We start from the raw sequence: 23,535 nt of genomic DNA, 5'->3' as shown, positions 1-23,535 counted from the left end.
CAGGTGGGGGCGATATGGATCTTCTTCGATTCCCCCGGGCGACCCGACCTGAGACCAGTCAGTGCAGCGCTGCCTCGATCGCACGCACCCTGGACATGACGCGCTGAACGATCTCCTGCTTCTCGCCCACAGGCGCCGCATACTCGATCACGGCCCAGGCGGCGGCCTCGCCGGCCGTGTGGAGCAGCGTCCACGCTGCCAGATACACAGATGCCAGGCATCCGCCCGCGGTCGCGATCGCGCCCTCCGCATGGAACGGCTCGTCCAGCACCGTCACCCCGCGCTCCTCGAGCCAAGGCCGCGTGATGGTGTCGGTGCAGGCAGGTCGCCCGGCAAGGAGACCGAGCTGCGCGAGTACCAGGGCTCCGGAGCACTGCGAGCCGATCAGCTGTCGCGCGGGATCAAGCGGCAGACGCGCCAGCAGCGTGTCATCAGCCACGACATCACGCGTCTTGATGCCGCTGCCGAGGAGAACGGCGTCGGCCTCGGCGACGAAGTCCAGCGGCCGCTGACCGGTCACTTCCACGCCGTTCATCGATGTCACGACGGGCGTGGGTGTCGTGATGTATGCCGTCACGCCTTGCGGGCGAGCACGGTTGATCAGCCCAGACGCGATGAAGCTGTCGAGTTCGTTGAATCCGTCAAATGTGACGACCGCGACCTGCAAGACCACTCCCTATGCAGCAATCCCTTACAACCTCAAACAGTACAAGTCCCCACCTCGCACCGCGCTCTCAATCTCCGTCGAGTGGATCGCGCCGCAACACGACCTTGGTGGTGCGGGCACCGTACGCCTGGGGCGCCTGGTCCCACTCGGCGGTCAGCGTGGTGACGCGTTCGGCGGGGAAATCGGTGCGGTGCACGAAGTCCAGCAGCTCGGGCAGGATCGCGCGGGAATGGGAGACGCCCAGGTGAAGGGTCGCGTCCGTGGCGTACATACGCATCAGCGGCACCCGGGTGCCGGTGGCCAGGTAGTAGCCGACAGCGGTGCAGATGCCGCCAGGTGCCAGCGCACGCATGGCCATCCGTACCCCCGAAGCCATGGAAGTGGCTTCCACGGCGACGTCGTATTCGCCTTCGGGACGAGTGGGGGTGCGGGCGCCGAAAGAGGCGGCGAGTTCCCGGCGATGCGAGCTGCGGTCCACATAGTCCACAAATGAAGCGCCATGGGCGGCGGCGAGGTTGTCGCCGGCGGCGGCCACGCGCAGGGCAGGCACGCCATCCGGCACGGGGACGAGCAGGTGGTTGGCGTACGGCACGCGCACCCGGTCGGCGACCATCCCGCCCCACGGGCCGCACGAGGGGCCGAAGCCGTACGCGGCCAGGGTGCCGGTGGCGCGGGCGCACTTGGCGGTCAGGCCCCGTAGGCAGCGTGGGCAGGTGCCGCAGGAGATCGCCCATGGCACGATCACCCGCTGGCCGACGGTCACGGAGGTCACTGCGGGTCCGGTCTCGACGATCTCGGCGACGCATTCGTGGCCGATCGCGAAGGGGCCCTTGAACGGGACGGGGCCGACGATGCTCGCCACGATCGGGTCGATCAGGCCGAGGGCCAGGCCGGCCTGCATGGGGCGGGAGACGGGGCGGTGGATGGGGACGGTGTCGCCGTCGCAACGTCCGGCGATGAAGGGGCGGACGATGGCGTCGTCCGGTTCGCGCAGGCGGGGCTCTTCGGTCTCGTGCCAGGCCAGTCTGCCGCTGCGCTCGAACCTCAGCTCATACATGCCGCTCCCTGCTATTACGATCGTTATATGGCAAGTTCACGGGACCGGATCGTCATGGGGGCGGCCGATCTGATCCGGCGGCGGGGGCTGGCCGGCAGCACCGTGCGCGATCTGGCCGCGCATTCTGGGGCGCCGCTGGGCTCGACCTATCACTACTTCCCCCGTGGCAAGCAGCAGTTGGCGGCCGAGTCCGTACGGTATGCCGGTGACCTGGTCTCCTCCGCCTTGAGCAGCGAGTTGAAGGCCGGGCCGGTGGCCGGGTTGCGGGCCTTTCTGGCGTTGTGGCGGCAGACGGTGATCGACAGCGACTTCCGCGCGGGCTGCCCCGTGCTGGCCGTCGCCGTGGAGGAGCCGCCTTCGCAGGGCGAGGCCGAGGCGATCGCCGCCGCGGCCGAGGTCTTCACCGCCTGGGAGCGACTGCTGGCCGAGGCGCTGCGCGAGCACGGTGTCGCGGACGCGGGCCCGCTGGCCACCCTGATCGTCGCCGCGGTGGAGGGTACGGTGGCCATGTGCCGGGCCAAGCGTGACATCCAGCCGCTGGACGACGTCGCGGCCCAGCTAGAGCAGCTTCTTGCGGATCGCATCGGCGCGCTCGGCTGAGAAGACGCCGCTGTCGAGCAGGTCCAGGATCGACAGCACACCGCCCCGCGAGCCCCAACCACCCTCCTCGATCACCCGGAAGGTCACCCACCAGCCCGGCGGAGCCTTGTCCAGGCCACAGGCTTCGGCCATGGCGTCGAGCACGCGGGTGATCACCTGCGCGCGGAGGCTCCGGGTCCAGTCGGCCTCCATGACGGCCACGTCGATGGTCATGGCGTCGACTCCCGAGTCACCGAGCAGCACGCCGCCGATGGCCATCATGTCCGGCGCGGGCTCGATGAAGTGCACCTGGAAGCCCACCCGGGCGGCCTCGGCGAACTGGCCGAGCTCGGGCACGAGTACGGCGTCGGTGAGCGTACGGGCCAGCCTGCGACGCTGGTCGCCGGTGAGCCGTCCAGCGGGGGCGGTAACAGTGATGACAGTCATGATGGAGCGATTATAACGATCGTCATAGAGATCGACAGGGCGACGCGAGGTCGGTGCCCGCCGATCGGCGATCCTGCGTACGCGCAGCCCGCGAAACAGGGAAAATAGAGTCCGCGAAACAGGGAAAACTTGGCCCGCGAAACAGGGAAAACCTCCGCGGTGGAGGCATGGCCGGCAATGCCAGCGACGTGATCATTATTTGGTGGTCGATGATTCGGCTGCGGTGGCGAGGCGGGTGGAGAGGGTGCGGATGCGGTCGACGAGTTCGGGCGGCGCGTGCACTTCGAAGTCGATGTCCATCAGCGCGACCCAGACGGCGAGTTCGTCAAGGTCGTTCGCGCCGCTGGACAACGTGCAGGACCGCTCGTCGATCGGCTCGATCGTCCCCGTCGTGGCCGGCATGTGCTCGGCGACGACCTCGGCCGGAGCGTACATCGTGAAGCGGCCCTGATATCGATAGGGCGCGCTGGAGATCGACCGGGACATGTAGGCCGCCACGTCGGAGTCGGGAGGGTCGCGGGGGACGAACCGCGGTCCGTTCGGCGTACGCGGGCTCAGGCGGTCGATCCGGTAGGTGCGCCAGTCGGCCCGGTCGGTGTCCCAGCCCAGTAGGTACCAGTGCCTCCCCGAATGGACGAGCCGGTAGGGCTCGGCGGCGCGGACGCTCTCCTGCCCGTCGTGCGTCCGGTAGTCGAATCGCAGGGTCTCGTGGTCACGGCAGGCGGCGGCGATCGCGGTCAGGGACGCCGGGTCCACCACCGAAGCCGCCCGCCCCATCGGCACGGTCATCGACTGCAGCGCGTGCACCTGATGCCGGAGCCGGGACGGCAGCACCCGTTCCAGCTTGGCCAGTGCCCGCACGGAGGTCTCCTCGATCCCCGACACCGAGCCCCCGGCCGCCGTCCGCAGCCCCACCGCGACCGCCACCGCCTCCTCGTCGTCCAACAGCAGCGGCGGCAGGTCCGTACCCGCGCCGAGCCGGTAACCGGGCGCGCCCGGGATGGCGTGCACGGGATAGCCGAGCTCGCGCAGCCGCCCGACGTCACGGCGGACGGTACGCACGGTCACGCCGAGCCGCTCCGCCAGCTCCACGCCCGACCGCTCCCGATGGGTCTGCAGGAGGGAGAGCAGTTTGAGCAACCGGGCCGATGTCTCCAACATGCTCTCCAGATTGCCCCATTCCTAGGACCGCACCTGTCCTAGGTGCTTCCTAACGTGTTCTGCATGACGTTCACCACGGAGATCAGCCCGTTCCGCATCGACATCCCGCAGTCCGCGCTCGACGACCTGCACGACCGGCTGGCGCGTACCCTCTGGCCCGACGAGCTGCCCGGTGTCGGCTGGTCGTACGGCATCCCGGTCTCGTACGTGCGGCGGCTGGCCGAGTACTGGCGCGGCGGATACGACTGGCGAAAGCACGAGGCGGCGCTCAACGAGTACCCACAGTTCACCACCGAGATCGACGGCCAGAACATCCATTTCCTGCACGTGCGCTCCCCCGAGCCGGACGCGCTGCCGCTGGTCCTGACCCACGGCTGGCCCGGCTCGATCGTCGAGTTCATGAAGATCATCGGCCCGCTCACCGACCCGCGCGGCCACGGCGGCGACCCCGCCGACGCCTTCCACGTCGTCGCCCCGTCCATCCCCGGCTTCGCGTTCTCCGGCCCCACCCGCGAGACCGGCTGGGACCTCAGCCGGGTAGCCCGCGCGTGGGCCGAGCTGATGAGCCGTCTCGGTTACGAGCGCTACGGCGCCCAGGGCGGCGACAGCGGCTCGGTCATCTCCCCCGAACTCGGCCGCGTCGCCCCCGACCGGGTGGCCGGCGTGCACGTCAACGGCGCGCTCGGCTTCCCGACCTTCGACCCGGCCGAGATGGAGGGCCTTACCGAGGCCGAGCTGGCCCGCATGCAGCAGTACGCCGACAACGACCGTTCCGGCTACGCGATGATCCAGGCCACCCGGCCGCAGACCGTCGCCTTCGGCCTGCACGACTCCCCCGCCGCCCAGCTGGCCTGGATCGTGGAGAAGTTCAAGGAGTGGACCGACCCCGCGCACGACCTGCCCGAGGACGCGGTCGACCTGGACCAGATGCTCACCGACGTGACGATCTACTGGCTGACCCGCACCGCCGCCTCGTCCGCCCGGCTCTACAAGGAGGGCTCGGCACAGTGGGGAACGCCGGTCGAGCGCTCGGAGGTCCCGCACGGGGTCGCGGTCTTCCCCGGCGACGGCGGGATCCGGCGTGTCGCCGAGCGCGAGCACAACGTGATCCACTGGTCGGAGTACGACCGGGGCGGTCACTTCGCCGCCATGGAGGCCCCCGACCTGCTGGTCGACGACGTGCGGGCATTCTTCCGTAAGGTCCGCTAAATCACGTCATGATTTGGGGTCATTTGGGCGGTATGCCACGCCTGCAGCTCTAAGATCAGCGCGTGAACCTTGAGAAAGGCCCGCAAGAGCTGGCGGGGCAGCTACGGCAGCTGCGTGACCTGGCCGGACGGAGCCTGCGGGAGCTGGCCCGCGACGTCCACGTCAGCAGCTCCTCGCTGTCGCGCTATTTCTCCGGTCAGGCCGTTCCAGCCTGGCCGACGGTGGTGGCGCTCTGCAAGGCGGCCGGTCGGGACCCCAGGCCGATGCGTGAGGTGTGGGAGCGGGCCAAGGACGGGCCCCAGACGGGCACGGTCGCCACCGCGCCGGTGCGTAACGACCTGCCGCACGACATCACCGCCTTCACCGGGCGCCGGGAGGAGCTGGCCGCCCTCCTCGGCGCCGCGCGGAAGACGCCGATGGTGGCGATCGACGGCATGGGCGGGGTGGGTAAGACCGCGCTGGCCGTACACGCCGCGCATCTCCTGACCGCCGACTTCTCCGGCGGGCAGCTTTACCTGGACCTGCACGGGTTCACTCCGGGCAAGGAGCGGGTCGAGCCCGCGGAGGCGCTGCGCGTGCTGCTGGCCGCGCTCGGATTACCGCTCGGCAGGATCCCCGACGGGGTCACCGAACGGGCCGCGCTGTGGCGGTCGGAGCTGGCGACGCGGCGCGCGATCGTCCTGCTGGACAACGCCGCCGACGCCGAACACGTACGCGATCTGCTCCCCGGCGCCGGCCAGAGCTTCGTCGTGATCACCAGCCGCCGGCGGCTGGTGGAGCTGGACGGCGTCCTGCCGATCTCGCTGGACGTGCTGCCGACAGAGGAGGCGGCGGAGCTGTTCGTCGAATCCGCAGGCGGGACCCGGCCCGGTGACGTCGGCGAGGTGCTGCGCCGATGCGGGAACCTGCCGCTGGCCATCCGGGTGGCCGCCGCGCGGCTGCGGCACCGGCCCTCGTGGACGCTGGACACGCTGGTGGAACGGCTGCGTGAGGGCGAGCTGGCGGTGTCGGAGGTGTTCGGGATGTCGCTGCGGCAGCTCGATCCCGCTCAGCGGCGGATGTTCCGGCTGCTCGGGCTGGTGCCGGGCGAGGACATCGACGCGTACGCCGCGGCCGCCCTGGCCGGGATCCCGCTGGGCAACGCCCGTTCCCTGCTGGAGGACCTGGTCGACGTCCATCTGCTCCAGGAGCCGGCGGCGGGCCGTTACCGGATGCACGACCTGCTGCGGCAGGTCGCCCGCGCCGACGATGCCGCGGCGGACCCCGGACCGGCGATCGCCCGGCTGGGCGACTACTACCTGAGCGGCATGCTGGCCGCGAAAAAGCTGATCGAGCTGGTCCTCATCCCCCTGCCGGTCATCGTGTCGCAGCCGCCACCCGCGGTTCCCGACCTCGCCGGCTACGACGGAGCCCTCGACTGGCTGGACACCGAGCGGGGCAACTTCACCGCGACGTTCTCGCTCGCCGTGGAGCTGCGCATCGATGCGGTGTCGGTCGGGCTCGGCCAGCTCGCCCTGGTCCCCGACGGGCAGCGCGTCGGCACGGCGCAGCTGATCCACGGGCTCGAACTCAGCATGCCCGCCGCCGAAAGGCTCGGCGAGCGCCGTATGCTCGCCTCACACCGGTACCTGCTGGGCGCCATGCTGATGCGCGTCGGCCGGCTGGCGGAGGCGGTGCGGGAGCTGGAGGCGGCCCGCGTGCTGATGGTCGCGGAGGGCGACATCGTCGGCCAGGTCCTGGCCATCGCGCAGCTGGGGGAGGCCCGGCTGTACGCCGATGACGTCAAAGGCGCCGTCGAACTCCTGCGCCAGGCGACCGGGCTGCTGCCACCCCGCGAGGTCGCCACCCGCGTGTACACGAACGCCCGCCTCGGGCATGCTCTGGTGCTGCTCAAGGAGTACGGCGAGGCCCGCGAGGTCGTCTCGGACGTGATCGAGACCGCGCGCGGACTGGACCGGCAGAAGGAGCGCATGTGCCTGGACGTGCTCGGCCGGGCGGCACTCGGCCTGGGTGACGCTCAGACCGCCCTCGACTGCGCCGAACAGGCGCTCGCGCTGAATCGGGGGACGCGCCATCAGATCTTCGAGACGATCAGCCTCACGGACGCCGCCGTCGCCCTGCGCCACCTCGGTCGCGACGAGGAGGCGGCGGCCAGGCACGCCGAGGCCATGGGGATCCTCGAAAGGGGCGGTGAGACGCATCGGATGGTGCAGAGCCTCCTCCCGTACGCGGAGGCCTGCCTGGCCACGGGCGATCGGGACGCCGCGACGCGGCACTTCCAGGAGGCGCTGGAGATCGCCACCGCGGACGGCCTCAGCTATCTGGTGTCGGCGGCGCGTGCGGGTCTGAGCCGGGCGTCCTGAGTGTCCCGTCCCGTCCCGGGACATCCACGCAACAGCCGTCCGCCGACGTGACGGCGCAGTTCAGCCGGGTATCGGGGGAATTTCCCGCGTTCCGGAAGGCCCGGCATGGCTTGTCCCGGGCAGGCCGCCGGATCGAGGCTCTCGGCCATGCACACGACGCCTTCCTTGCTCATCACCGAGCTGGACGCGCTGCCCGTCCAGTGGGAAGTGGAGGGGACACTCGCCGCGCCGGTCGCGGCGGTCGCCGCGCTCCTGCTCACCGTCGCTGAGGGGCGGGTGGGCGATGACAACCTGCTGGTCCTGGCCAGGGCGTCGGCGGCACGACAGGGGGCGATGACCGTCGTGGCCGGGTCCGGCGCCGGCGCTTTCCGCGCCGAGTTCGCCGGGCCGGTGGAGCCGGTGGAGATCCAGGTGGACCAGGCCCGGTCCATGGTGGCGGTGCGGAGCTGGTACGCCGGGGTGCACGCCGTCACCGCCTGCCCCGAAGGAACCCGGGTGACCCACCGCGTCCACCGGGTCCTTCCCGACCATCCGGGATTCGCCGCCGGAATCGCCGAGATCGGCCTGCGTACCCGCATGTCACGCGATCTGCGGCAAGTGCTGGGTGTGATCGCCGACCGGCTCGGCTGCTGACCATCCCGCGTATCAGCGGCGGCGTCAGGACGACGACTGCCCGGTATCAGAGCGGTCAGCGATGGTGTCTCGCAGAGACCTTAAGTAGGGAGATTGATGATGGGAACTGGCAACAGCGGCTTCTCCGAAGCGGGGCTGCGCAGGCTGCGTGAGGTGCTGGGACGGCATGTCGATTCCGGCAAGATCCCCGGGCTCGTCGCCCTGGTCAGCCGGGGCGAGGAGACGCACGTCGAAGCACTCGGGACGATGCGCCACGACGGTGGCGCGCCGATGCGCCGCGACACGATCTTCCGGATGGCCTCGACGTCCAAACCGCTCACGGTCGCGCCGGCGATGATCCTGCTCGACGAGTGCCGGCTGCGGCTGGACGACCTGGTAGAGCAGTGGCTGCCCGAACTCGCCGACCGGCAGGTGCTCAGGCGGCCCGACAGCCCGCTGGACGACACCGTGCCGGCGCGGCGGCCGATCACCGTACGGGACCTGCTGACCTCCACGTTCGGGCTCGGCATGGATCTGACGGCGATGAGCTTTCCGATCATGGGCAAGGTTTTCGAGCTGGAGCTCACCGGCCATGGAGCCCCGGTGCCCGGACCGGACGAGTGGATGCGCCGCCTCGGCACACTCCCGCTGATGCACCAGCCTGGCGAGCACTGGCAGTACCACATCAGCATCGATGTGCTGGGCGTGCTCGTCTCCAGGGTCACCGGCCGGCCGTTCGAGGAGTTCCTGCGCGAACGCGTCCTCGATCCGCTGGGGATGAAGGACACCGCGCTCCACGTACCCGCCGACAAGATCGACCGGCTGCCGCCCTGCTACGCCCCCGATCCGCAGACAGGCGAGTTCACCGTATGGGACGAGGCCAAGGGGGGACTCTACAGCCAGCCTCGGGAGTTCCAGTCGGCCGCCAATGACGTGGCCTCGACCGTCGACGACTACCACGCCTACTTCCACATGCTGCTGAACGGCGGGATGCACGAAGGCCGGCGGATCCTGTCCCGGCCGGCCGTCGAGCTGATGACCACCAACCGCCTCACCCCCGAGCAGAACGCCGCCCGCACCGCCATGGCCCGCAACAGCGTCCATGTGGGCTTCGGCCAAGGGCAGCAGGGCGGCTGGGGCATCGGGATGGCGGTGCGTACCTACCGTGGCGACTACGCACCCATCGGCCAGTTCGGCTGGGACGGCGGAACCGGCACCACGGTGTACGCCGACCCGCACAACCAGCTCACCGGCGTCCTGCTCACCCAGGTCGGGCTGTCGGTCCCGGATCCGGCTCGGCTCATCCACGACTTCTGGACCACGCTCTACCAGGCGATCGACAACTGACCCGGTTTCAGCTTCGAAGGAGTACACCACCATGTCCATCACCCTTACCGACCAGGACAAGAGCACCCTGCGCACCGCCGCCTACGGCGCCGTCTCACTGATGTCCGCCGCCGATGCCGCCGGCTCACCGCACAAGGCCGCCACCAACGGCTCCATCGCCCTGACCTCGGCGACCGGCCTGGTCGGGCACGTACTCGCCGCGAAGAGCAAGGACATCAACCTGTACGGCAAGTCGGTGGCCGAGCTGGCCGACCACGTACTGCCGGCCCTGACCGCGGCCATGAGCCTGCTGAACAAGCAAGATCCGGCCGAGGCCGACAACTTCCGCAGGACCGTCATCATCGCCATCGAAGCAGCCACCCAGGGCCGGCCCAGCCCCACCCTGGCCGAGATGGCCCGCAAGATCACCGCGGCCCTCGACGCCGCTGGTTCAGCCGAGCAGTTCGCGGGTGGCGGCGTTTTCGAGCCAGGCGGCGTATTGCTCGACCGGCCAGCCGCGGTGCCGGCGCAGTAGCTGGTGCATGTGGGGTGAGGCGAGCGCGTAGAGGGTGTCGGCCGCGGTGGTGGGATCGAGGCCGTCGCGGAGTGCGCCACGCTGGTGCAGCGCCGTCGTGAGGGCGAGATGCACCCGGTGGGTGGCATCAGCCCCGGCGTCGGCGGCGGCGCGCATGTCGGGGTCCGCGCCGGCCGCTTCGACGCTGACCATGATCAGGTCGCCGGCACGTTCGAGTAGATCGGTACTGTAGGCGATCACTTGCGCGATCGCCGCCCGCGGGTCGATCTGGTGGCGAGCGGTGGTCATTTCGGGACGGTCGAAGACCCGGACCGGCTCCTCGTCGCCGACCGTGGCCACGCTCAGCGTATGGGTGAACAGCTCCGCCTTGGTCGGGAACGCATCGTAGAGCGTTCGTTCGCCGACACCCGCCGCGGAGGCGACCCCCCGCATCGTGGTGGCGACGTACCCGCGCTCGACGAACAGCCGTGCGGCGGCGTCGCGGATGCGCGACCGGGTGGCCGCTGCCGACGCGGCGCGCGCCTCGGATCGGTATGCCCTCTTGACGTCGCCGGCCATGCCCTTCATCCTACACATATTAGCCGCAGTCGAACTGCGCCCAATATGGGGGTTCCGATGACTAACCCGATCCTGTCCGGCATCCATCACGTGAAGATCCCGGTTTCCGACCTCACTCGGTCCGTGCAGTGGTACGGGCAGGTCTTCGGATTCGCCGTGACCACGGAGTTCCCAGAGGCCGACGGCACGGTGCTCGGTGTCGCCGGCACCGTGCCCGGTCTCGGCGACACCCAACTCGCGCTGCGCGTCAACCGAGACGCCGCACAGGGATGCGTCGGGTTCGACCCGGTCAGCTTCGCCGTTGACGACCTCGCCGACGTCCATGCCTGGGCGGCCCACCTCGACACCCTCGGCGTCGCCCACTCACCGGTGATCGAGGCAACAGTCGGCTGGCTCCTGGTCTTCGACGACCCCGACGGGATCAGCCTGCATCTGTACAGCTGGGCGGGGCACGGCGTCGACCATTCCGACCGGCCCGGCTATGGACGAGCAGTTACCACTGCATGACGAGCACCCGGCGCAGTGTTGTGAAGGTGACGTCAACGGGACCGGTTTCTCAGCCGCATTAAAACTCGTCGATCTATAACGAGAATGTCTGGCAATTGTCTGAACCTGGGTCGATCGGCGCTACGTACTTCGTGGCAATCGACATCCGGAGACAGCGATGAACATTCGCCATTCAGCTCCCGTTCTTGCCGCTCTTGTCCTTTTCGGTGTCGCCGCCTGCGGGGGTGGCTCCGCTCAGAAATCCCCATTCGCCGACCAGGCGCGCACGGCTCCGGTCCAGCAAGGAGTGGTCACCCCGGGGGAGGCCAAGCGCGTTCTCGACCGCTACGAGAAGCTGGCCGGGCAGGCCGTACTGCAGGGCAAGGGGTGGGAGGCCGCGGAGGCCGGACTTTCCCTGCGGCAGACCAAGGCCGACGAGCAAGTGAACGCGATGATCGGCAACCGCAGCACTAATCCGATGGAGATGAACAAGACCCGGTTCACCATTCCCAGGAGCGGCGCCAATCCGCCGTGGTTCCTGGCCGAATTCGCGCTGAAAGGAGGGAAATCCTGGAGGCAGCTTATCTTCCAGAAGACGACCCAAGGGTGGCGCGTGGTGGCGTCCTCCGTCACGGACCCGAAGATGAAGGTGCCCGCCATCGCCAAGGATCGCGACGGACTCGCCACTGCGCTGCCGGTGGACGAACGCGGGACTCTCACGATCTCCCCCCGGCAGGCTGCCCAGTCGCATGCGCGCCTCTTCGCCACTGCGGGCGCCGACCCGCGTGCCCGGCAGACGATCGCTCCGGGCAGCTTCACCACCGAGCTCGTCAAGACCGTACAGGATCAGCGGAAAGGGCTGGGCGGCCAGTGGAATGTGCGCTACCAGCCGAGACTCGCGCCGGAGATCTTCGCGCTCAAGACCTCTGCGGGCGGGGCCCTCATCTGGTACGGATTCCTGACGAGAAACAGCTTCGTCGCTCACCAAGGAAGCACGTATACGGCAAGCTTCCCTGGTCGCCAGACCGCCGCTCTGAGCCACGGCGAGACCTTCAAGAAGCGGGCCGCGCTCAATAGCGCGAGCACCTATCTCGCCGTCATACCGTCAGCTCCTGGAAAGGTTCGCGTTCTCAATGAGTGGTTTTCGCTGCTCAGCATCACAGGGTCCTGATGTGGATGAGCCCGGCGCGGTCGAACCGCTCGATCAGGCTGGGCTTGCGCAGGTGCTGAGTGCGCAGGCGGGTGAACCGCTCAGAGAACGCGGCCATGCCATCAACACGACGAGCCACCGTTTCGAGGTCCTTGAGCAGTTCGACCGCCTGGTCGTACTCGACGGCCCGCTTGGTGGCGATCAGTGCCTCCGCCCGCGCCCAGGCCGTCTCCTCATCCCGGGCCAGCTCATCCAGGCGCCGCTCGCAGGCCAGGGCGCGCTCCCGCTCGCGACGAGCCTCCTCTTCGGCGCGCTTGGCGGCGGCCGAACGTTCGCGTTCCTGGCGTCGTACGGCAGCAGCGTCCAGCAGAGCGGCGACCGTACGACGGGGGCCTTCCACCGGCGGCACCGGCCCGCGGAAGCCGCGCCGTAGTTCCATTCGTACCTGGGCCGCCTGGTCTTGGGCCACGCGCAAGAGCAGCGCGTCCTTCTCGGCCGCCGGGAGGGCTGCGATCCAGGCCGCCAGCGCGGCGGGATCATCGTGTGCAGCGGGCGGCGACGAACTCGCTTCGGCGGCCACCGCCAGCAGGTCCGCATCCAGACGCAGGAAGTCGGCCAGGGCCCGCTGGGACGCCGTGAGGGAGCCGAGCCCAGGCGGGACAGGCGGTTCGAGTTCGTCTTCTTCGTCGTATTCGAAGGCGTCCTCGTCCCGTTCCCAGGCTCCGTACGCCGACAGCCAGGCCAGATAGAGCGGCCGCAGGTCTCCGGCGGCGAGTTCGGCGCGAACCCCGATGATCGCTGACAACGAGCGTTCGACGTCCTCCTCCCAGAACTCCTCCTCGGCTTCGCTGGTCAGGTCCAGGATGAGGTTTTTGCCGGAGGTCCAGGCGGTGACCTGCTCGTCGACGCAGTACTGTTCGGCGATCTTCGGGCTCAGGAGGCTCTTCGGCAGGCGGAGCATGACGCGGTGGGTGCCCCAGTTGGCCAGGTACAGGTGGGCGTCGTAGAAATGCTCCATGAGCTGGACGGGGTCGCCGCGGAAATCGCCCCAGTGGTATTCGTTGGTGAAGCTGGAGGCGGTGATGTGGGCCCGGGTGGACAGCGCACATACCTGGGCCTGTTGCTGCTCATCCAGCGGCCGATCGATCGCGAGGAACTCGTAGTACTGGTACTCGCTCACCGACTCACGCAGCCCAACGCTGAGCTCCGGCAGGACACGGGTCAGGGAGCGGCAGGTCGAGGATGCCGATCGCCTGCCGTTCCTTTCCCCGCTCGCAGATCGCCACGATCCCCGACCCGGGACGCCAGTCGACCTTCAGCACGGTCACCTCCATGCCCAGGATCTGCGTCTGGAACGGCACGGCCAGGTGCTCTTCGATGACCGATTGGAAGGCGGTGAGCTGTTCGTCCTCGTCATAGGCGTCGACGGTGGCTTCTCCGACGAGCGCGTCGAGCCTGGCGCGTTCGGCTGATGGGGGCATGACCGCCAATCGTAGCTAAATGATCATCCACGCGACGGCAAGACCTAGCGAAGTCGTACCGGGCCCGCGTCGGTCGGCCTCACCAATCCGATGTGTCCTGGACGCGGTCAGTGTCTACGCTTCTTGCCGTGGCCGCCACGCCGGCCGCGTGACCCCGGCGCGTTGCCGGCCACGAGGCGCAGCGGATGGTGGGCTCGGGTCAACCGTGGCAGGAGCGCGCCCAGCTCCTCCAGCCCGGCGACATCAGGATGCCCAGAGCTCAGCGCCGCCTCGATCACCTCCCTCGTGTCCTTCCCCGCTGCCTCGGTGACCTCGTCAAGGACTGCCTCCGGTCCCCCGAGCTCAAGGAGGACGAGCAACTCCTCCGCCAGGAGCAGCAGTCGCTCCCGGTCGCTGAGGGACTCGGGCTGGATGTCTTCCCCGTCGAGGAGCGCGCTCAGGGCGATGGGGCCCAGGACCGGGTCGTCACGCAGGCCACGGATGATCGACAGGCCGTCGGGCAGAGCTTCCGTCATGGTGCCGAGCATGGCCGTCGCCCGCGTACGGAACGGGCAGTCCCGTACGGCCCGCAGCAGCCGCTCGACGTCCTGGCCCGGCACCGCCAGCCACCCGGCCAGCTCGACGGCGGCCGCCTCCGGCGGGTAGTGCTGGGCGAGCAGGCCCAGCAGTTCGGCGGGCGGCGCGGTGGCCAGTTCGCCGATCAGCGGGGCGTCACGGCCTTCGGCGAGCATGCGTTCCCGGGTGGCCCGCAAGCCCAGCGGTGTCAGCCGAGCCAGCAGGAGGTCGGGATCGCGCAGGCGGGCACGGAGCCGCTCGGCCGCCGCCGGACCCAAGGGCTGCTCTTCGTCATCGAGGTCGCTGGAGTACAGCTCGTCGGCCGCGCCATGGCTCAGCTCGACGGCACCGAGCACGGCCAGCGCCTCGAGCGCCGCCAGCAGGTCCTGATCGACCTGCAGCCGCCACCCCTGCTCTCGGAGCCCCCAGTCATCGAACTGGAAGTGCTCCTTGCAGGCCAGCCACACCGACTCCTGAAGACGGACCACGGGGACGGGACTCGGCAGGCCGTACATCGAGTTCAGCACGTCCGGCAGGATCTCGTCGAAGGCGCTGACGAGCACGGAGGCGGAGTACCAGGACGTGGGCGGCGCCCCGATCGTGCCGCCCAGCTCGAAGAACACCTCGAACGCACGGCTCCACAGGGCTTCCGGATCGCGCAGGATCGGCGCGGCCTTGGCCCCCCGGAACACCTGTCCCTTGCTCGTACGGATCAGGCGTGCCTTCTTCGCCCAGGTGAGCATGCGGTTCACCTGGCGCATCTCGGCGACGCGCAGGTCGTCTTCCCCGGTTTCCAGCAGCGCCGCCAGTTCGCGGGCGTCGGGGCGCCGGGGAAGCCCCTCGGCGGTGAGCGGCCGCCCTTCCGCACCGGCCCACTCCGCCACGGCGGCGAGCTGTCGTACGAGCACGCTCTGAGCCGCCGCCTCGGCGAGCTCCGCCGCAGGCGGCAGGGCGATGGGCGGCTGGGCGTACGCCCGCTCCTCGTCCAGCTCCGGCTCGGTGAGCCGGGCCATCATGAGCTGGTCGAGGACCTCCGCGTCGTATGGCACCCGCCCGGCATCGATGTCCCGCTGGAACTTCTCCAGCGCCCGGCGATCGTCGAAGTCGACACCTCTGTCGAGCGCGATCCGCGCCCAGAACTTCGCGACGCTCTGCCGGAGCGGATCGTCCAGCGCGGCGGCGTACTCGGCCGCGGTCACGGCGTCCGACAGCTCCGCCACCGGGGCGCCGCGCGGGTCCCACAGACCTGACGCGTCGAGGTAGCGCAGGAGTGTCCGCAGGCTCTCCGGCGCGGCGTCGAGCACGTCCCGGGGAGCGACGACGTAGTGAGGCGTCCAAACCAGCAGGAAGCGCCGCACCTGTTCCCGATCCCAATGGGCCAGGCGGCCGTCGCGGCTGCGGTGACGCGATTCGAGAGCCGCCGCCAGCACCACGCTGTCCGCCGGCAGATCGCGTTCGCCGGCCCAGGCGAGGCAGCGGCGGGTCAGCAGATCCGCGGCCGCCTCGTACTCCTCGGTCTCGTCCGGTTCGAAGAAGGTCCGTGTCATGGTCGTCTCAGGTTAGCCAGCCAGGTGCTCCGGCACCGGTCAAACCGTCACCGCCCCGTCCGAGGCGGACTTCACGGTCGCCGCGTACTTGGCCAGCACCCCCCGCTCGACCGGCCGCTCCGGCCGCACCCAGGTGTCCCGCCGCCGACCCAGCTCCTCCTCCGGCACGCTCAGATCGAGCGTCCCCGCCGCGCTGTCGATGACGACCACATCACCGTCATGCACCAGCGCCAGCGGCCCGCCCACGTACGCCTCGGGCGCGACATGCCCGATGACCATCCCGTGCGAGACCCCGCTGAACCGCCCGTCGGTGACCAGCGCCACCGAGTCGCCCAGCCCCTGCCCCACCAGCGCCCCAGTGATCGACAGCATCTCCCGCATCCCGGGCCCACCGGCCGGACCCTCGTACCGCACGATGATCACATCGCCCGGCCGGATCCGCCCCTCCTGGATCGCCGCGAAACAGGCGTCCTCGCCGTCGAACACCCTGGCCGGCCCCTCACGCCGGAAATCCTCCTTGCCGCTGAGCTTCAGCACGCACCCGTCGGGAGCGAGCGAGCCACGCAGGATCGCCAGCGCCCCGCGCGCCTTGGCCGGGTGTTCCACGGTCGCCACCACCTGCTGTCCTGGCGCCTCCTCCGCCGCCGCGGCGACGTCGGCGTAGGTACGGCCGTCGACGAGCACGGCGTCCGGGCGCAGCAGGCCCGCCTCCAGCAGCCGCCGCGCCACCAGCGCCGTGCCGCCGGCGCGCCACAGGTCGGCGGCGGTGTGCCGGCCGCTGGGCATGAGCCGGGTGATGATCGGGACCTGCCGGCAGATGGCGCCGATCTCGTCGATACGCAGCGGCAGCCCGGCCTCGCGGGCGATGGCGAGCAGGTGCAGTACGGCGTTCGTCGAGCCGCCCATGGCCGCCACCGAGACGATGGCGTTGTGCAGGGCGTCCTCGGTGAGGACCCGCGAGGGTCGGGCATCGCGGGCGAGCGCGTCCATGACGATCTCACCGACGCGCTCGGCGGCGGCGTTCTTGGTGTCGGCGACCGCCGGGATGTCCCCGATGCCGAACGGGGCCAGGCCGAGGAAGTCGGTGACGCTGGCCATGGTGTTGGCGGTGTACTGGGCGGCGCAGGTGCCGGGGCCCGGACAGGCGTGCTTGGCCAGGTCGTCGACGTCGGCCTGGTCGAGCCGGCCGACCGCGCGCTCGCCGAGCGCCTCCCACATGTCCTGGATGGTGACGTCCCGGTCGCGCCAGCGGCCGGGCATCATGCTGCCGCTGTAGAGGACGACGGCGGGTACGTCCAGGCGCGCCAGCGCCATGATCGCCGCCGGTACGGTCTTGTCGCACCCGACCACGCACACCAGGGCGTCGAACCCGTGCGCCCGCCCCATCAGCTCGATCGAGTCGGCGATGATCTCACGGCTCACCAGGGAGGCGCGCATGCCGGGGGTGTGCATGGTGAGGTTGTCGGAGACGGCGATCGTGTTGAACTCCATCGGCGTGCCACCCGCCCTGCGTACGCCGGTGGCGACGTGGGCGGCCAGTTCGCGGTGGGTGAGGTTGCAGGGCATCGTGCCGGTCCAGGTGGAGGCGATGCCGATCATCGGACGGCGCATCTCCTCCTCCGACATGCCCATGGCGTACAGGTGAGAGCGGGCGGGTGCGCGGTCTGGATCATCGGCGATGCTCATGGAACCACCCTACGAACAGGGTCGCCTCAGACGTTAGGCGGCACCGGCCCAGGGCAGTTCACGGGCGAGATGGCAGACTCCCCGATGGACACCGCAACGCTTCATGAGTTGTCCGCCGTCATGGACGGCGCCGAGGACCTCGGCATGGCGCTCCGTCACATCGCCGACATCGCCGCCGCCATGCCGGGCCGGCCCATGACGGGCGTGACCCTGCGCCAGAACGGGCGCGTAGAGACCGTCGCCTCTTCCGCGGCCCACGTCAGGGTGTTCGACGAGATCCAGTACAGCGGCGGCCAAGGCCCCTGCCTCGACGCCATGGCGACCGGGGATCCCGTCGCCGCCACCGATCTCGCCACCGAAACGCGGTGGAGCGGATATCCGGCGCGGATGCTCGCTCACGGGGTCAGGAGCGTACATTCCCAGCCGTTGCGGGTCGAAGGCGTATGGCTGGGCGCGCTGAACCTCTACTTCCGCCGACCCGGCGCCCTCGTCCAGGAGGCCAGGCGGGCCGCCCGCCTGACCGCCGAGCACATCGGGCTCCTCCTCGACGCGGCCCTGCGCTCGGCCCGCCAGATCGAGCTGGCCACGCAGCTCCGCGAGGCCCTCGGCACCCGCGCGATCATCGACCAGGCGCTCGGCATCATCATGGGCGAACACCACTGGACCGCCCACGACGCCTTCGACCTGCTGCGCCAGATCTCCCATGAGCAGAACCGGAAGGTACGCGAGGTGTCCTCCGATCTCATCCGGTCGGTGAGCGGTCATCCCCCGGAGAGCCTGCACTTCGACGATCCGCCGTCCTGAGCGCCCAGGTAAGAACAGCCGCTCGTGATCACGTCTGTGTGAGGCAACCCGCCGTCCAGGTCTGGTCATCGATGGAGCGACTCCGTCCGAGTCCGTCCGACTCCGTCCGCACCCCTGTTGGACACCCAGACCACGGGCTTTGCTGACTAGCACCGCGGCGACCTGGCGAAATAGCCGCTGCGGTTCAAGACCAAGGAGGAACTCATATCCATGAAACGCCTGACATCACACGTACGACGCGCAGCCGCCGGCATCGCCATCGCCGGCACGCTGACTGCTCTTCCGGTGGCTCTTCCTCTCACACAGGCACATGCTGACGGCTGCGGCTTCAAAGTGGAGGGAGTTCGCACCGTCTACTACCACTGCGACAGCCGCACGAACGTGTGGATCCACATCAACTTCACTACCCAGACGAACGAGCCGGATCTATGCGTCCCTCCCGGACGCACCGACATCGGCCACGTCTTCATCGTCAAGAACGCCTGGTACGCCGGCCAGACCTGCGACAAGCCCGGCGACATCCGCTGGCCATGACAAGGAGAATCACATGCTCGGCAAGCTGGTAACGGCGACCGTCGCCGCCTCCGTCCTCCTGGCCACGATCGCGACCTCCACGGTGACGGCCTCACCCGCTCATGCGGACAACTACTGCGGCTTCGTGCCTGGCACGACCGGGCTCGGGGGGCATTCGCCGTACTACGTGCACTGCGACGCGAACACCCGCGTCTGGGTACGGGTGCTGGTGGCCGCATCCGAAGACTACGACCTGTGCGCGGGTCCCGGCCAGAACGTGCTGCACTCCCTGGCTCATTACGCCTACTACAAGGGGGCGCTCTGCTGAACCCTCTCCTGGACGCCTGACGTTTCCCTGGTGGTGGTGAACGCGGCCGCGTTCACCACCACCATCCGCTAGGTGGTCGATCAATTATTCGGGCGCTCACACGCGTTCGACTTCGAGCACGAGTTTGCCCGTCGTACGGCCGGACTCGATGCGGCGGTGCGCCTCCGCGGCCTGCTCCAGCCGCAGCGACTCCACCTGCACCCGCAGCTCCCCGCTCGCGGCCGCGGCCACCGCCCGGTGCAGCGCCCGGCCCGCCTCCGCGGGGAAGGCGGCGGAGAAGGCGGCCAGGTTGAACCCGGAGACCGTCTTGTTGGTGAACCACACCTCGTTGGCCGAGATCCCGACGTCCTCGGCGCCGGAGGCGTTGCCCATCACCACCATCCGGCCCATCGGCGCGAGCAGGTCCAGGCTGGTCCGGCGGGTCGTACCGCCGACCATGTCCACCACGACGTCGAACCGGCCGGCCTCGGCCACCTGGTCGCGCAGGACGACCTCGTCGTAGCCGAACGCCTCGGCCTTCTCGATCTTGGCGGCGCTGCCCACGGTGCCCACCACCCGGCCCGCGCCCAGCAACCGGGCGGCCTGGCCGAGCTGGCTGCCCACGCCTCCGGCGGCGGCGTGCACGAGCACGCTCTCCCCCGGTTCGATGCGAGCCACCCGGTCGAGCACGAGCAACGCGGTGGTGCTGTTGGACGGCAGCGCCGCCGCGATGCCCAGCCCGAGGTCGTAGCCGTCCAGCGGGGCCACCAGGTCGGCGGAGGTCGTCACCACCTCGGCGTAGCCACCGCTGTCGACGATCGTCAGCGCGGCGACCGGCTGGCCCACGCGCAGTCCCTCGACGCCGGGGCCGAGCGCCCGGACACGGCCGGACACCTCGATGCCGGGCACGAACGGCAAAGGCACGTCCACCACGCCCTGCCGGTAGAGGATCTCGGCGAAGTTGGCGCCCGCGTAGGCCACGTCGATGGAGACCTGCCCCGGCCCGGGCTCGGGGATCTCGACCTCGTCGAGGCGGAGGACGTCAGCGCTGCCGAATTCGGGAATCGTGATTGCCTTCATGCCGTCCATCGTGCTCCGACGGCCATCGGCAAGGCAGTGTCAGCTCAACCTGGGTGTGCCACCACCAGGGTATGAACTGCTGCTTATTTTCGCTACGAAGGCCTGAATATCCGCCATGATCCTCATAGTTTTCCTCTTGGTCGGCGGTGTCGGCCGGGCCGAGCAGGATCATCTGGCAGGGCCGGTCATGGTTCGGCGAGACGCTCGCCGAACCGGTTGCCTGCGGCGCCGCTGGGTCTGCACGTCCGCGACATGGGGGGTGCGGCTGGTTTTGGCCAAGCAGGCAGGTCAGAATGTTGTCGTTCATATGTTCTACCCGCCAGGGTCAACCAGTGGTAATGTTTCGGCTACCGATCGTGAGATTGCGTTCCGGAGGGGCGGGGTGCAGGCATGCGGGCGTACCGGCTCCCCGCCGATCACGACGCGCTGACCGTGTGGTGCACCTGTTGCCACGACCGCCGCCCGGTCGGCACCCTCGTGCCCGCATGTGGTTACCGGCCGTCGAGCGGTGCCCAGGTGGCGGCCGATCTGAGGGCGGTTCGCCATCTTCGGCCCGCTCCCGAGACGGGAGCGGTGTATGAGTGAACTCACCGCGACCGCCTCTTGCACCGCTTATGCGGCGGTGGTGGAGGCGAGTGGCGAGGTCGTTTCGCAGGGTCTGCTGGTGGTGCGGGTGGCGTGGCTGGCCGGCCTGGCAGGCGACCTGACCGCCCGCCTGATCGCGGCCCGGTGGAATGCGGCCGATCTGGACGCGCTGGAGTCCGGGGTGGGGCTGGACGGGCGGGTATTGCCGTCGAAGGGCTGGATGGCTGTTCGGCGGCTGGGCTGGGGCGTGGGTCCGGCCGCGGGCGTGCACGTGTGTGATCGGGTGATGCGGTGCGCGCAGGAGCAGGCCGCTCGCCTGTTGCGGCTGGCGTTGCACCGGCGCCGCCTGGTGGCAGCGATCGTGGCGACGTGGCCGGAGAATGCGGGTGCGCGTACCGGCGCCGAGTGGGATGCGTTGCGCGCGCTGCTGCCGGACGGGGTGAGCGCGGCGGACATCCGCAACCGGACCCGGCAGATCCGCACCTACCTCGACGAGCAAGAGGTGTTCCCGGCCGATCTGACCGACCTGGAGGAGACGCCGAACGTTGCGGCACAGATCGTACTGGCGGCCGCCGACCGGCAACTGCTCACCCTGCAACGCACCGGCAGCCACACCGCCCGCCTGCGGGTGCGGCTCCCCCTGGTCGAATCGCCCGCGTCAGCCAAGGACTGGGCCTGGCATGCGCTGCCGGTCGCGTTGCCGCCGACCGTGCCACCGCAGGCAGCGTTGCGCACCCCCACCTTGCGGGTGGCAAAAGGCCGGGTACGCGTCGACCTGCCGTTCCAGACCCCCATCGGCTTCGCGCCCGCCACCGGGCATGTGATCGGGTCCGGCTTCGACTGGGGCCTCAACACCCTCCTGACCGGCGTAACAGGGCAGTTGGCCGACGGCCGGGTGATCAGTGATGGGCGGCCGTTCGCCTACGACGCGAGCGGCATCTGCGCCAAGCTGCACCGGCTGCGGGCCGAGCGTGAACACCTGGCCGCCAAGCACCGGCACATGGAAGAGCTGCTGGCGGGGATCACGCTGGCTGATTCCCGTTACGTCGCGTTGAGTACGGCCTGCCAGGCTCTCGGTGTCGAGCATGAGCGGCTGTGCGCTCGCATCCGACATGTGAACAAGGCGCTGGCCTGGTCGGCGGCGCGATGGGCGGTCGACCAGGCCGCCGCCGCCGGGGCGACGGTCATCTACCTGGAAGACCTGGCCACCCTGGAAGCGCGCGGACGCAACGCGAAGGCGAACGCGCGGCTGTCGGGACAGGTACGCGGGCAGATCGTCGAGGCGATCCGGCACCTGGCGGCCAAGCACACCATCGCCGTGGTCACCGTCCCGGCCCGCGGCACCTCCAGGTACTGCCCCCGCTGCGGGGAGGGCACGTCGGCGCTCAAGCATTGCCCGGCCCCGGACCGGCTCGACGAGCGGGGCTGGAGGTGGGCCTGGTGCCCGGCCTGCGGCCTGTCCTGTGACCGGGACTGGGCAGCGGCCGAGCGGATCCTATCCCGCGGCCTACTCGGCCAAAACGCCACCCGCACCCACCGCTCGACCGGGGCGCGCACCATCGCCACCGTCGTGGAGGGCAACGTCGCCCGCGCCCGCCGAACCCGCAAGCCCACCCGGGCGGCCCGGCGCGCCCGCCGCACCCGAGCAGACCTGCACCCCCGGCCGGCGGCGCGGGACAGAGCCAAGAACCGCCCCACCCCAAAACGACCCACCCGCACCTCAGCCAACGCACGAAACAACTCGATGACTTTCAGCCGTGTGCCCGACCGGCGCACGGTGCCCGCCCCACCGCCCACCGGCGATGGACAGCGTCCGGCGGGCCATGCACCCAAGCCGGGACGGCGCCAGCCGTACCGGACAGGGCATGTCAGGAATTCTCACCATCGGACCGGCTTCCACCACGCCAAAGCCACCCCCGTACTCACGCTCCTCGAGCACGGGAACAGCCCAGGCCAGGCCACGCCTGTCCGAGTTACCTGATTCCTTCAGGGAACCACAGAGAATTCAAGACGCTCTCCACCTTCTCCTTGGTGTCGGTGTCGGGGTGCGGCGTGTGGAGCACCACGTTGAGGTCCGCGCGATCCGGCAACCGGAACAGCGAATACTCGAAGGTGAGGTCCCCGGCTTCGGGGTGCGTGATCGCCTTGATGCCCTGGGAGCGGGAACGGACATCCGGCCGCGCCCACAGCTCGGCGAACTCCGGACTGGCCGTGCACAGCTCTTCGGCGATCCGCTCGAAGACCGGATCGTCGGGATACCGGACCGCGCCGGCGCGGAAGTCGGCCACCATGTCCGGGGCGAACTCGTGCCATTCGGTGAACCTGCCGCGATAGGTCGGGTGGGTGAAGAAGGCCACCATGCAGTTGCGGACATCGTCGTCATAGCCGAACACCCACCTGGCGGCGTCGTTCATCGCCACCAGGCTGTAGTGCCGGTCCAGCACGTGCGCCGGGTTGGGCATCCAGGCGTCCAGCACCCCGCGGAGCTGGTCGCTCAACGGCTCGCCCGGCCGGCCCGCGGGGTCCGGCGGATTGAGCCCGGCGAGCACGTACAGGTGCGTGCGCTCCGCCTCGTCGAGCCGCAGCGCGCGGGCGACCGCGTCCAGCACGGCGTCGGAGACCTTGATGTCGCGTCCCTGCTCCAGCCAGGTGTACCAGGACACCCCGACACCGGCGAGCACGGCCACCTCTTCCCTGCGCAGTCCGGGAGTGCGGCGGCGACCCGCGGCAGGCATGCCGACGTCGGTGGGTGTGAGGGCCTCCCGCTTGGCACGCAGGAACTCTTTGAGCTGGTCACGGCGGCGTTGACTGGCAGTCACCAACTCAC

The 23,535-nt window shown here is 69.7% G+C and carries 24 protein-coding genes; 12 read left to right on the top strand and 12 right to left on the bottom strand.

All coding sequences use genetic code 11. The annotated features are described in order from the left end of the window. Positions 1-58: 58 nt before the first annotated feature. Positions 59-667, bottom strand: coding sequence for a DJ-1/PfpI family protein (locus tag KME78_RS06565; RefSeq protein WP_219527866.1), 609 nt, complete (start codon positions 665-667; stop codon positions 59-61). Positions 668-734: 67 nt separating this feature from the next. Beyond that, positions 735-1,724: an alcohol dehydrogenase catalytic domain-containing protein gene (locus tag KME78_RS06560; RefSeq protein ID WP_219527865.1), complete on the bottom strand. Its 990-nt coding sequence runs from the start codon at positions 1,722-1,724 to the stop codon at positions 735-737. Between the two features lie 27 nt (positions 1,725-1,751). Between KME78_RS06560 and KME78_RS06555 the strand changes: the two genes are divergently transcribed. Further along, positions 1,752-2,324, top strand: a complete 573-nt coding sequence (locus KME78_RS06555; RefSeq protein WP_219527864.1) for a TetR/AcrR family transcriptional regulator — start codon at positions 1,752-1,754, stop codon at positions 2,322-2,324. Here KME78_RS06555 and KME78_RS06550 read toward each other — a convergent pair. Beyond that, positions 2,283-2,750 carry a tautomerase family protein gene (locus tag KME78_RS06550; RefSeq protein WP_219527863.1) on the bottom strand — a complete coding sequence of 156 codons (468 nt, stop codon included), beginning with the start codon at positions 2,748-2,750 and terminating at the stop codon, positions 2,283-2,285. The two genes, KME78_RS06555 and KME78_RS06550, sit on opposite strands and share 42 nt — an antisense overlap. A gap of 195 nt (positions 2,751-2,945) precedes the next feature. Beyond that, a complete protein-coding gene (locus KME78_RS06545; RefSeq protein WP_219527862.1) occupies positions 2,946-3,911 on the bottom strand; it encodes a helix-turn-helix transcriptional regulator in 966 nt (321 codons plus the stop codon). Positions 3,912-3,974: 63 nt separating this feature from the next. Between KME78_RS06545 and KME78_RS06540 the strand changes: the two genes are divergently transcribed. From KME78_RS06540 to KME78_RS06520, 5 genes are all read left to right on the top strand, one after another. Continuing rightward, on the top strand, positions 3,975-5,120 hold the full coding sequence (locus KME78_RS06540) for an epoxide hydrolase family protein (RefSeq protein WP_219527861.1): 1,146 nt from the start codon (positions 3,975-3,977) through the stop codon (positions 5,118-5,120). A gap of 62 nt (positions 5,121-5,182) precedes the next feature. Further along, positions 5,183-7,483, top strand: a complete 2,301-nt coding sequence (locus KME78_RS06535) for a helix-turn-helix domain-containing protein (protein ID WP_219527860.1) — start codon at positions 5,183-5,185, stop codon at positions 7,481-7,483. A 147-nt stretch (positions 7,484-7,630) separates the two neighbouring features. Continuing rightward, complete coding sequence (locus tag KME78_RS06530) at positions 7,631-8,116, top strand: hypothetical protein (RefSeq protein ID WP_219527859.1); 486 nt, start codon at positions 7,631-7,633, stop codon at positions 8,114-8,116. A 96-nt stretch (positions 8,117-8,212) separates the two neighbouring features. Then, the gene (locus KME78_RS06525; RefSeq protein WP_246650558.1) at positions 8,213-9,442 is read left to right on the top strand and encodes a serine hydrolase domain-containing protein; all 1,230 of its coding nucleotides are present in this window, start codon (positions 8,213-8,215) and stop codon (positions 9,440-9,442) included. Positions 9,443-9,473: 31 nt separating this feature from the next. Then, positions 9,474-9,956: a hypothetical protein gene (locus KME78_RS06520; protein ID WP_246650555.1), complete on the top strand. Its 483-nt coding sequence runs from the start codon at positions 9,474-9,476 to the stop codon at positions 9,954-9,956. Here KME78_RS06520 and KME78_RS06515 read toward each other — a convergent pair. Continuing rightward, complete coding sequence (locus tag KME78_RS06515; RefSeq protein WP_219527858.1) at positions 9,873-10,523, bottom strand: TetR/AcrR family transcriptional regulator; 651 nt, start codon at positions 10,521-10,523, stop codon at positions 9,873-9,875. The genes KME78_RS06520 and KME78_RS06515 overlap by 84 nt on opposite strands. 48 nt (positions 10,524-10,571) lie before the next feature. Between KME78_RS06515 and KME78_RS06510 the strand changes: the two genes are divergently transcribed. Continuing rightward, positions 10,572-11,021: a VOC family protein gene (locus KME78_RS06510; RefSeq protein WP_246650553.1), complete on the top strand. Its 450-nt coding sequence runs from the start codon at positions 10,572-10,574 to the stop codon at positions 11,019-11,021. A 157-nt stretch (positions 11,022-11,178) separates the two neighbouring features. Then, positions 11,179-12,171 carry a DUF8094 domain-containing protein gene (locus KME78_RS06505; RefSeq protein WP_219527857.1) on the top strand — a complete coding sequence of 331 codons (993 nt, stop codon included), beginning with the start codon at positions 11,179-11,181 and terminating at the stop codon, positions 12,169-12,171. Here the strand turns inward: KME78_RS06505 and KME78_RS06500 are convergent. From KME78_RS06500 to ilvD, 4 genes are all read right to left on the bottom strand, one after another. Next, a complete protein-coding gene (locus KME78_RS06500; RefSeq protein ID WP_219527856.1) occupies positions 12,158-13,330 on the bottom strand; it encodes a hypothetical protein in 1,173 nt (390 codons plus the stop codon). The two genes, KME78_RS06505 and KME78_RS06500, sit on opposite strands and share 14 nt — an antisense overlap. Positions 13,331-13,334: 4 nt before the next feature. Then, positions 13,335-13,631 carry a calcium-binding protein gene (locus KME78_RS06495; RefSeq protein WP_219527855.1) on the bottom strand — a complete coding sequence of 99 codons (297 nt, stop codon included), beginning with the start codon at positions 13,629-13,631 and terminating at the stop codon, positions 13,335-13,337. 107 nt (positions 13,632-13,738) lie between these two features. After that, entirely contained in the window at positions 13,739-15,733 is a 1,995-nt protein-coding gene (locus KME78_RS06490) for a hypothetical protein (RefSeq protein ID WP_219527854.1), read from the bottom strand. A 39-nt stretch (positions 15,734-15,772) separates the two neighbouring features. Next, positions 15,773-17,419, bottom strand: a complete 1,647-nt coding sequence (gene ilvD, locus KME78_RS06485; RefSeq protein ID WP_219527853.1) for a dihydroxy-acid dehydratase — start codon at positions 17,417-17,419, stop codon at positions 15,773-15,775. An 84-nt stretch (positions 17,420-17,503) separates the two neighbouring features. Between ilvD and KME78_RS06480 the strand changes: the two genes are divergently transcribed. From KME78_RS06480 to KME78_RS06470, 3 genes are all read left to right on the top strand, one after another. Beyond that, the gene (locus KME78_RS06480) at positions 17,504-18,223 is read left to right on the top strand and encodes a GAF and ANTAR domain-containing protein (protein ID WP_219527852.1); all 720 of its coding nucleotides are present in this window, start codon (positions 17,504-17,506) and stop codon (positions 18,221-18,223) included. Between the two features lie 210 nt (positions 18,224-18,433). Continuing rightward, positions 18,434-18,757, top strand: coding sequence for a DUF6355 family natural product biosynthesis protein (locus tag KME78_RS06475; protein WP_219527851.1), 324 nt, complete (start codon positions 18,434-18,436; stop codon positions 18,755-18,757). A 13-nt stretch (positions 18,758-18,770) separates the two neighbouring features. Continuing rightward, positions 18,771-19,064 carry a DUF6355 family natural product biosynthesis protein gene (locus KME78_RS06470; protein WP_219527850.1) on the top strand — a complete coding sequence of 98 codons (294 nt, stop codon included), beginning with the start codon at positions 18,771-18,773 and terminating at the stop codon, positions 19,062-19,064. Positions 19,065-19,160: 96 nt separating this feature from the next. Here KME78_RS06470 and KME78_RS06465 read toward each other — a convergent pair whose 3' ends face one another. Continuing rightward, a complete protein-coding gene (locus KME78_RS06465) occupies positions 19,161-20,123 on the bottom strand; it encodes a quinone oxidoreductase family protein (protein WP_219527849.1) in 963 nt (320 codons plus the stop codon). Further along, positions 20,086-20,430: a hypothetical protein gene (locus KME78_RS06460; RefSeq protein ID WP_219527848.1), complete on the bottom strand. Its 345-nt coding sequence runs from the start codon at positions 20,428-20,430 to the stop codon at positions 20,086-20,088. The genes KME78_RS06465 and KME78_RS06460 overlap by 38 nt, the downstream gene beginning before the upstream one ends. Positions 20,431-20,700: 270 nt before the next feature. Between KME78_RS06460 and KME78_RS06455 the strand changes: the two genes are divergently transcribed. After that, positions 20,701-22,689 (top strand): zinc ribbon domain-containing protein, encoded by a 1,989-nt coding sequence (locus KME78_RS06455; RefSeq protein ID WP_219527847.1) that lies wholly within the window; start codon positions 20,701-20,703, stop codon positions 22,687-22,689. On the opposite strand, the gene KME78_RS06450 is transcribed toward KME78_RS06455, so the two are convergent. Continuing rightward, positions 22,682-23,527, bottom strand: a complete 846-nt coding sequence (locus KME78_RS06450; RefSeq protein WP_308126831.1) for a helix-turn-helix transcriptional regulator — start codon at positions 23,525-23,527, stop codon at positions 22,682-22,684. The genes KME78_RS06455 and KME78_RS06450 overlap by 8 nt on opposite strands. Positions 23,528-23,535: the final 8 nt, after the last annotated feature.

This window comes from Nonomuraea guangzhouensis (assembly GCF_019396345.1).
GTDB classification, from domain to species: Bacteria; Actinomycetota; Actinomycetes; order Streptosporangiales; family Streptosporangiaceae; genus Nonomuraea; species Nonomuraea guangzhouensis.
The sequence above is the reverse complement of the archived record's forward strand: the minus strand, read 5'-3'. Positions and strand labels throughout refer to the sequence as shown.